9 protein-coding genes are annotated in these 8,530 nt (G+C 70.1%); 7 read left to right on the top strand and 2 right to left on the bottom strand.

Translation table 11 applies throughout. The features are described from left to right. Positions 1-259: 259 nt before the first annotated feature. Positions 260-1,057: an EcsC family protein gene (locus tag Air01nite_RS39880; protein ID WP_239091285.1), complete on the bottom strand. Its 798-nt coding sequence runs from the start codon at positions 1,055-1,057 to the stop codon at positions 260-262. Positions 1,058-1,125: 68 nt separating this feature from the next. Beyond that, positions 1,126-1,563 (bottom strand): MarR family winged helix-turn-helix transcriptional regulator, encoded by a 438-nt coding sequence (locus Air01nite_RS39875; RefSeq protein ID WP_203708616.1) that lies wholly within the window; start codon positions 1,561-1,563, stop codon positions 1,126-1,128. Positions 1,564-1,645: 82 nt separating this feature from the next. On the opposite strand from Air01nite_RS39875, the gene Air01nite_RS39870 reads away from it, so the two are divergent. The 7 genes from Air01nite_RS39870 to Air01nite_RS39840 all read left to right on the top strand — a co-directional run. After that, on the top strand, positions 1,646-2,068 hold the full coding sequence (locus Air01nite_RS39870; RefSeq protein ID WP_203708615.1) for a MarR family winged helix-turn-helix transcriptional regulator: 423 nt from the start codon (positions 1,646-1,648) through the stop codon (positions 2,066-2,068). Between the two features lie 280 nt (positions 2,069-2,348). After that, positions 2,349-3,341 (top strand): ABC transporter permease, encoded by a 993-nt coding sequence (locus tag Air01nite_RS39865; protein WP_203708614.1) that lies wholly within the window; start codon positions 2,349-2,351, stop codon positions 3,339-3,341. Further along, positions 3,338-4,213, top strand: coding sequence for a carbohydrate ABC transporter permease (locus Air01nite_RS39860; RefSeq protein ID WP_203708613.1), 876 nt, complete (start codon positions 3,338-3,340; stop codon positions 4,211-4,213). Before Air01nite_RS39865 ends, Air01nite_RS39860 begins: the two co-directional genes overlap by 4 nt. A 23-nt stretch (positions 4,214-4,236) precedes the next feature. Beyond that, on the top strand, positions 4,237-5,916 hold the full coding sequence (locus tag Air01nite_RS39855) for a type 2 periplasmic-binding domain-containing protein (RefSeq protein WP_203708612.1): 1,680 nt from the start codon (positions 4,237-4,239) through the stop codon (positions 5,914-5,916). Further along, positions 5,913-7,010 carry a Gfo/Idh/MocA family protein gene (locus tag Air01nite_RS39850; RefSeq protein WP_203708611.1) on the top strand — a complete coding sequence of 366 codons (1,098 nt, stop codon included), beginning with the start codon at positions 5,913-5,915 and terminating at the stop codon, positions 7,008-7,010. Before Air01nite_RS39855 ends, Air01nite_RS39850 begins: the two co-directional genes overlap by 4 nt. Next, positions 7,007-7,903 carry a DUF6807 domain-containing protein gene (locus Air01nite_RS39845; RefSeq protein ID WP_203708610.1) on the top strand — a complete coding sequence of 299 codons (897 nt, stop codon included), beginning with the start codon at positions 7,007-7,009 and terminating at the stop codon, positions 7,901-7,903. Before Air01nite_RS39850 ends, Air01nite_RS39845 begins: the two co-directional genes overlap by 4 nt. Next, the coding region (locus tag Air01nite_RS39840) for a cupin domain-containing protein (RefSeq protein WP_203708609.1) at positions 7,900-8,530 on the top strand (631 nt) is incomplete at its 3' end. The genes Air01nite_RS39845 and Air01nite_RS39840, both read left to right, overlap by 4 nt.

Here is an 8,530-nt window from a genome sequence, read left to right as displayed (position 1 = left end):
CCGTGACTTCGCCGTCGTGCAGGTGGTGGAACCCACCCTCGGCCAGGCGGTCGAGTTGTTCGCCGGTGGCGGGTGGGCCATCGCGCCAGCGTCTGCGCCAGGTCGGCAGTTGGTCACGCACGAGCGCCACCGCCCGTCTGTACAAGTTGGCCAGGGCGTCGGGGCCCTCCCGCTCGACCGCCGCGCGCAGGCGCAGGAAGCCGTCGACCGCTAGGGCCTCGCGGCGCCGGGGCCGTCGCCTGAGCCTTGCGCGCCTGGTTCAGAGGTGTGCGGGAAAGTTCGCTTTGGCCGCGCGACCGACCAGAGCGGTGAAGGTGGCATCGACGCCCGCCCCGACGACGCCGCCGGCGATCGGGATGCCCTTGGCCAAGGTGAGAACGGACCGTTGCGTCCCGTACTTGGCGAGGAGCATGAAGCCCACACGCGCGTTGATGCGGTGAATGACGGCCATCGGTATCGCCTTGATCGCCTGCGCGGTCAGCTTTGTCCCAATCTTGACCCCGACCCCGTGCAGCGTGCTCGCCAGCGTGCCGCCCGCCGTCGCGAGCGTGATGACCGTCTGTACGTGCGGGTCCGCGATGTCGTAACCCCGCAGGTAGGCGATCGACCCGACGAGCCGCGCGTTGATCACCAACGCGCCGGCGACGTTGGCGGGGAGCGTGATGGGCATTGTCATGAAGCCGCCCAAGCCGGTGACGAATCCGTTCGTCGAAGAGGCGGCCATCGACTCCTTGATCAGCCGATCGATCACGCGCTCGATCGCGTCCTCGGTGACCTGGTCGCGCAACGACGAGCTGTCGCCCTCCGCGGCCGGCCGGCGCATGGCCGGGTCGACCTTGGCCAGGCGGGCCTCCGCGTATGGGATCGACCCGGTGATGGGGCCGACGCCATCCTTGGTGACCCGCACGACCAGGTTCTGGAAGAAGCGAACCATCGCATTGGAATCGTCCTCACCGTGCTCGGGCACGACGATCTCTTTCGTTGTCACAGCTCTCCGCCCTTGGCCACCGCGATCGTGCGGGCCATTTTCGTCGCGCGCCGCGTCGGCGCCAACCACCACACTGGACGAGAGGGCTCACCCGTCGGTCCTGATAGGTCACTGACGGTCCGCACAGGACTGACCGGTCAGGCTTCCTTCCAGCCCTTGTGGTGGTCGACCAGCTTGGTGAGCAGGCGGGTCAGTTGGTCGCGCTCCTGGGTGGTGAGCGGGGCCAGAAGCTCGTTCTCGACCTCGACGAGGATGCGGTCGAGCTTGCCGAGTTGGCGGCGGCCCGCGGCGGTCAGGGTGATGACGTTCTGGCGGCGGTCGTCCGGGTTGGGTGCGCGTTCGACCTGGCCGCGGGCCGTCAGTTCGTTGAGGACCGCGACCACGTCGCTGCGGTAGATGCCCGTGCGGTCGCTGAGCTGTGACTGGCTGGCCGGCCCCTGCTCGGCCAGCGTCGCCAGCACCGCGTAGTGCCACTTGCGGGCGTCGGCGCCCGCCAGCGCCTCGTTGACCAGCCGGTCCGAGTGCATGGCGGCCATGGACAGCAGCCGGGTGCGGAGGTTGCGCAGGCGATCCATGTCGCCGAGCGTAGCAGTTGCGTTAGTGGGACTAACGAAGTAGCTTCGTTCGTGTCACTAACGATTGCCTCGGGAGGCAGCCATGACCGACTTCAGTGCGCAACTCCTCGGCCGGACCGAGAAGGCGCTCAACGCGATCCTCGACCGGTTGCTCGCCGACATCGGCGTCACCGAGCCGCAGTGGGTCGCCCTGACCCTGACGATCACCGCCGGCGACGCACCCGTCGTCGCGCAGATCGCCCACGCGCTCAAGGTGGACGAGGCCGCGGCCCGGCGGCGGCTCGACGAGCTCGCCGACGCGGGCCTGGTGCGGGTCGAGTCCGGCGGGGGCGCCGTGGCCACGGAGGAAGGAGTGGCCCGTTGGCAGCGCGTGCGGGCCGCCACCGGGCCGATCACCCAACAGCTCTGGGGCGACCTGCCCGAAGCCGACCTGGCGGCCGCCGGCCGGGTCCTGACCACCGTGCTCGCCCGGGCCGACGCCGTGTTCGCATCCACGTCGGCCTAGCCGAAGCACGGCCTGAGGTTCCGAGATTTTCCGGAACTTTCGGCGACACGCGCCGAACCCTCGGCAGCGGTCCATGATGGACGCAGCGCGGCAACGGCATCGAGTTGTGCCACTGTGTGGCATTGACGTACGACGCTGTTAATCGTAGCGTGTGGGAAATCTTCCGGAAGAGTTTCGAGATGTATCGGGGCCTTCTCGGAGCGGACCATGCCGGCACCAGCCGGGGTCGCCGATGCGGCGGCTCGGGTCGATGGCGGCTGCCTGGGAACGGATGGGGGCGATGGTGGCGCGACCGTTGAGCGGCCCGACGACCGAGGTCGACGAGCCGCCGCCACCGCCCCCGCCGTCGCCCCCGGCGGAGAAGCCTGGCCGGGTCCGGCGCGACCGCTTCCTGCTGCTCGCCATGCTCCCCGGCCTGGCGCTGCTGCTGACCTTCCACTACCTGCCACTGCTCGGCAACGTCATCGCGTTCAAGGACTTCCAGCCCTACCTGGGCCTCGGCGGCAGCCCGTGGGTGGGCCTCCACAACTTCCGCGTCATCGTCGAGGGTGACCCCCTCTTCCTGACCGCCCTCGGCAACACCCTCGTGATCATGCTGCTGCAGATCGGCATCGTCTTCACGCTGCCGATCGCCCTCGCGCTCCTCCTCGACAGCCTGATCTCCGAGCGGCTCAAGCGGATCGTGCAGACGATCCTCTACCTGCCGCACTTCCTGAGCTGGGTCATCGTCATCTCGATCTTCAACGAGCTGCTCGGCGGCAGCGGGCCGATCAACACGTTCCTGCGCCGCCACGACCTCGGGACCATCGACATCATCGGCAACGCCGCCGTGTTCAAGGAGCTGGTCACCGGCCAGGTGCTCTGGAAAGAGGCCGGCTGGGCGATGATCCTGTTCCTCGCCGCCCTGTCCCGGATCGACCCGGAGCTTTACGAGGCCTCGGCCGTGGACGGAGCCGGCCGCCTGCGGCAGATCTGGCACGTCACCCTGCCGGGTCTGCGCAGCGTCATCGTGCTGCTGCTGATCCTGCGCCTGGGCGACGCCCTCACCGTCGGCTTCGAGCAGATCATCCTGCAGCAGCAGGCGGTCGGCATCGACGCCAGCGAGGTGCTCGACACCTACGTCTACAACAACGGCATCGTCCAGAGCGACTGGGGCGTCAGCGCCGCCGTCGGGCTGGTCAAGGGGCTGGTCGGCGTCGCGCTGGTGCTCGGCGCCAACCGGCTCGCGCACGCGTTCGGCGAGGCCGGCCTCTATCGCCGGGAGATCCGGTGACGAGGAAGAACGCGACACCGCCGACAACGGTCAGGGCGCTCAAGGGCGTCCTGCTCACCGTCTGCTGTGCACTGATCATCGTGCCGTTCGTCGGCATCGTCTCGACCAGCCTCTCGACCCGGGAGCAGATCGTCCGCGAGGGCGGCTTCGTCATCATCCCCGACGAGGTCACCTTCGCCGCCTACCGCGCCCTGTTCACCGGCGGCGTCGTGCCCCGCGCCGTCGCGGTCAGCGTGTTCATCACCCTGGTCGGCACGGCGCTCAGCCTGGCCAGCACAACCCTGCTCGCGTACGGGCTGAGCCGCCCGAACTCCGTCGGCCACCGCCCCGTGCTGATGGTGGTCGTCGCCGCCCTGCTGTTCACGCCGGGCATCATCCCGGCCTACCTCACCATCGACCTGCTCGGCCTGCTCAACTCGTACTGGGCGGTGATCCTCCCCGCCGTGGTCAGTGCGTTCAACGTGGTGATCCTGCGGGCCTTCTTCATGGAGATCCCCGCCGAGCTGATGGAGAGCGCCCGGATCGACGGCGCCTCCGACGGCCAGATCTTCGCCCGCATCGTCCTGCCGCTGTCCAAGGCGGTCCTGTCCGTGATCGGCCTGTTCTACGCGGTCGGCTACTGGAACGCGTTCTTCAGCGCCCTGCTGTATCTCAACGACTCCGCCAAGTGGCCGATCCAGCTCGTGCTCCGCACCTACGTCGTCAACCAGCAGCAGCTCGGCGTCGACCAGGTCGGCTCCGGCAACCTGCCGCCGCAGGAGGCGCTCCAGATGGCGATCCTCGTGATCTCCATCGTGCCGATCCTGCTGATCTACCCGTTCATCCAGCGCCATTTCACCAAGGGAGTACTGGTCGGCGCGGTCAAAGGCTGACCGCCCACAGCGAGGAGACCCTGATGAGCCACCGCTATCTGCACCGGACCGTCAACCGCCGCACCCTCCTCTCCGGCGCCACCGCCCTGGCCGCCGGCTCGCTGCTCGCCGCGTGCGGCGACGGCGACGGGGGCGCCAACGACAACAGCGCAACGGCCAACAAGAGCGTCAAACTTCCGGCGTACGTGCCGTCGACGGCCGTCAAGCCGGACCTGCCCGGCAACGCCAACGGGCTGCTCAACGCGTTCCTCGCCTACCCGAGCCCACCACCGAAGCAGTTCACCGGGCCACCCCTGAGCGGTGGCACCGTCTCGGCGTTCGTGCTCACCGGCTCCCCGGTGCCGCCGCCGAAGGGCAACAACCCGTTCTGGCAGGCGCTCGACCGCGAGCTCGGCGTCGACCTGCAGCTCACCATCACGCCCAGCGCCGAGATGGCCACCAAGTTCTCCACCCTGATCACCGGCGACGACCTGCCGGACCTGATCGTGCCGGCGCTGTTCCTGCCCAACGGTGTGCCGGCCGGGATCGGCAACCTTCCACAATGGATGGCGGCCAAGTGCACCGACCTGACGTCGTACCTCGGTGGCGACGCGGTCAACGATTATCCCAACCTGGCCAACATCCCGACGGGCGCGTGGCGGCAATGCGTCTACAACGGCGGCATCTACGGCGTGCCGGTGCACCGCGGCGTGGCCGGCACGCTGATGTTCCGCCGTGACGACATCGTCGCCAAGCTCGGCGTCGACCCCGACCCGCAGAGCTTCGCCGAGTTCCGCGACTTCTGCGTCAAGGTGACCGACGCGAAGGCCAACCGGTGGGCCATCGTCAACGCCGGCGGCCTGATGCACATGGTGCAGCAGATGGTCGGCGCTCCCAACGGGTGGCGGTGGGACGGCAGCAAGCTGACCAACGTCGTGGAGACCGAGGAGTTCCGCAAGGCGCTGTCCGATGTGGTCGAGCTCTACAAGGCGGGCGTCGTACACCCGGACAGCTTTGCCAACAACGCGCCCGTGAAGCGCTGGTTCAACGCGGGTGAGGCGGTCCTGACCGCCGACCGCTACACGGCCTGGCCGCAGTTCTACGCCGAGAACATCGCCGGGCCGGAATTCAAGATCAGCGGGATGCGGCCGCCGAAGTACGACGGCGGCGGGTTCGCGCCGACCTGGCAGTCCAACGCCGGCTCCATCAACAACTTCACGGTGTTCAAGAAGGCCGACGAGGGCCGGATCCGCGACCTGCTCAAGCTCTGCAACTACCTGGCGGCGCCGTTCGGCACCGCGGAGTGGCTCTTCCGGCGGTACGGGCACGAGGGCACCCACTACGACATGGAGAACGGCGGGCCCGTGCTCACCCAGGCCGGCGCCAGCCAGACCGTGCTCGGCGTCCGCTACATCGTCGACGCGCCCGACACGATCTTCATACCGGGCCGTCCGGAGGCCACCCAGCTTTCGTACGACTATCAGAAGTCCATCATCGACACCTCGGTGCCGGACCCGGTGGTGGCCAACGGGCTGTTCTCCGACGAGTGGTCCCGCAAGCAGCCCACGCTCGGGCAGCTCGTGCTCAACGGCCAGAACGACATCATCGCCGGCCGCCAGCAGCTCAGCCACCTCGACGAGGTGATCGGCAACTGGCGCTCGCAGGGCGGCGACAAGGTCCGCGCCGAGTTCACCGAGCAGCTGCAGAAGTCCGGCATCCGATGAGGGTCGCGCTCGTCGGCACCGGCACCATCGCCGGGATCCACGCCGAGGCCCTCCGGGGCCTCGGCGACCGGGTCGACCTGGTGGCCGGCGTGGACGTGGACGGCACGCTGGCCCGGAGCTTCTGCCGCGCGCACGGGATTCCCTACGCCGGCACCGACCTGGCAGACGTGCTGGACCGGACCCGACCCGACCTCGTGCACGTCTGCACGCCGCCGGGCGCGCACCTGGAGGCGGCCCGCACCGCGCTGGCGTACGGCGCGCACGTGCTGGTCGAGAAGCCGCCCACGCTGACCCTGCGCCAGTTCGCCGAGCTGGAGGCCGCGTCCAGCCACAGTGGACGACACGTGGCCGCGGTGTTCCAGCACCGGTTCGGCTCTGGCGCCCGCCGCCTGCGGGCACTGCACGACGCGGGCGTGCTCGGCCGGCCGCTGCTGGCCGTCTGCCACACGACCTGGTACCGCTCGCAGGAGTACTTCGACGTGCCGTGGCGGGGGCGCTGGGACACCGAGGGCGGCGGGCCGACCATGGGGCACGGCATCCACCAGATGGACCTGCTGCTGGCCATCCTCGGCGAGTGGACGCAGGTCAGCGCGGTGGCCCGCCGGCAGGCCCGGGACGTCGACACCGAGGACCTGTCGCTGGCCCACGTCAGCTTCGCCAACGGCTGCGTGGCCAGCGTGGTCAACAGCGTGCTCTCGCCGCGGGAGCAGAGCTACCTGCGATTCGACTTCGCCAAGGCGACGATCGAGCTGACCCACTTGTACGGGTACGGCGAGGACGCCTGGCGGGTCACCCCGGTGCCCGGGCACGAGGAGGAGGTGCTCAGCGCCTGGCACGGCGGCGAGCGGGGCGTGCCGAGCGGGCACAAGGCCCAGTTCGCCGCGGTCCTCGACGCGCTGACATCCGGCGGGCGGCCACCGGTCACGCTCGCCGAGGCGCGGCGAACCATGCGGCTGGTGGCGGCGATCTACGCGTCGGCGTTCACCGGCCGCCCGATCGGCGCCGCCGACCTCGGGCCGGGATCTGATTTCTACGAACGGATGCAGGGTGCCGGGCCGCCCTGGCGGATCGTCGCGCGGCAGGAGGTGGCATGAGCACGGAACCTGGGCGGATCGGGTTGGGGCTGACGCACGAGCACGACCGGGCACTGCAGGTGACGTGGCGCGACCGGGAGCTGTTCCGTTACGTCTACCGGCCCTGGGACGACGAGCGGGAGTCGCCGCGGCCGTACCTCCATCCGATGTGGACTCTCGATGGCCGCCCGGTGAGCCTCTACCGGCCGCACGACCACGTCTGGCACAAAGGTCTGTCGCTGGCGCTGGCCAACGTGGGCGCCGACAACTTCTGGGGCGGGCCGACCTACCTGCGCCGCTACGGTGGCTACGCCCAGCTGCCCAACAACGGCACTCAGCGGCACGACACCTTCGCCGAGCTGACGGCGACACCCGACCGGATCGGCGTCGACGAGCGGCTGACCTGGACGGCGCAGGACGGCCGGCAGGTGTTCGCGGAGGAACGCACGCTCGACGTGACCGTGCTGCCCGAGGAAGGAGCGTGGCGGCTGGACCTGACCACCGCGCTGACCAACGTCGGCGACGCCGAGCTGACGATCGGCAGCCCCGAGACGGAGGGCCGGGAGGGCGCGGCGTACAGCGGCCTGTTCTGGCGCGGCCCTCGCAGCTTCAGCGGCGGCACCGTGCGCATCCCGGACGCGGAGGGCACCGACGAGCTCAACGGCGCGCGCGCACCGTGGATGGCGTTCACGGGGCGGCACGACGAGGACGGCGAGCTGTCGACGCTGCTGATGGCCGACCGCGACGGCCCGACGCCGTGGTTCGTCCGCAGCGAGGTCTACGCGGTGCTGTGCCCCGCCGCGTTCGCGTCGGAGCGCCGGGTCGGCCCGGGCGGGACGCTGACGCTGCGCTACCGGCTCGTGGTCGCGGACGGCGACCTGGACCACAAGACCTGCGCACGGCTCGCGACATGACGGTTTTCCCGGGCGGCACGGGCGTCACCCACCTGACCGTGTACGACTGGACGGGCCCGGACGGCCTGCCCGGCGGCTCGGCACACGTGCACCTGGTCTGCACGGAAGGCTACGTGGTGCTGGAGGGCCGCGGCCGCCTGCAGACACTGGGCGCCGATGGTTATGCCGAGACGCCGCTGACCCCGCTGACGGTCGCCTGGTTCGCACCGGGCGTCGTGCACCGGTTGGTCAACGACGGTGGGTTGAAGATCCTGGTGGTGATGCAGAACGCGGGCCTGCCGGAGGCCGGCGACGCGGTGCTGACGTTTCCGCCGGAACACCTAGCCGACCCGGCCCGTTATCGCGCCGCCGCCGCCCTGCCACCCGACGACCCCGCCGGCGGCGCCCGGCGCCGCAAGGACCTCGCGGTCGACGGCTTCGTGCGCCTGCGCGCGGCGGTCGAGCGGGACGGCCCCGACGCGCTGGCCGATTTCTACGGGCAGGCGGCGGCGCTCGTGCGTGACCAACTGCCGACCTGGCGCGGACGATGGCGCGATGGCCCACTCGCCGCCGCGACCGCCACCGGCGAACAACTCGACCGCCTGGCCGAGGGTGGGTTCCACCACCTGCACGACGGCGAAGTCACCC

It is taken from the genome of Asanoa iriomotensis (assembly GCF_016862515.1).
Lineage (GTDB): Bacteria > Actinomycetota > Actinomycetes > Mycobacteriales > Micromonosporaceae > Asanoa > Asanoa iriomotensis.
Note: the sequence above shows the minus strand (reverse complement) of the source record. Positions and strands in the feature narration are given on the sequence as shown.

What these genes read in the sequence shown, in the direction of transcription:
- Air01nite_RS39855 (WP_203708612.1), top strand. Translation starts at nt 4,237, where the DNA reads ATGAGCCACCGCTATCTGCACCGGACCGTCAACCGCCGCACCCTCCTC.
- Air01nite_RS39870 (WP_203708615.1), top strand. Translation starts at nt 1,646, where the DNA reads ATGACCGACTTCAGTGCGCAACTCCTCGGCCGGACCGAGAAGGCGCTC.
- Air01nite_RS39875 (WP_203708616.1), bottom strand. Translation starts at nt 1,563, where the DNA reads ATGGATCGCCTGCGCAACCTCCGCACCCGGCTGCTGTCCATGGCCGCC.
- Air01nite_RS39865 (WP_203708614.1), top strand. Translation starts at nt 2,349, where the DNA reads ATGGTGGCGCGACCGTTGAGCGGCCCGACGACCGAGGTCGACGAGCCG.
- Air01nite_RS39850 (WP_203708611.1), top strand. Translation starts at nt 5,913, where the DNA reads ATGAGGGTCGCGCTCGTCGGCACCGGCACCATCGCCGGGATCCACGCC.
- Air01nite_RS39845 (WP_203708610.1), top strand. Translation starts at nt 7,007, where the DNA reads ATGAGCACGGAACCTGGGCGGATCGGGTTGGGGCTGACGCACGAGCAC.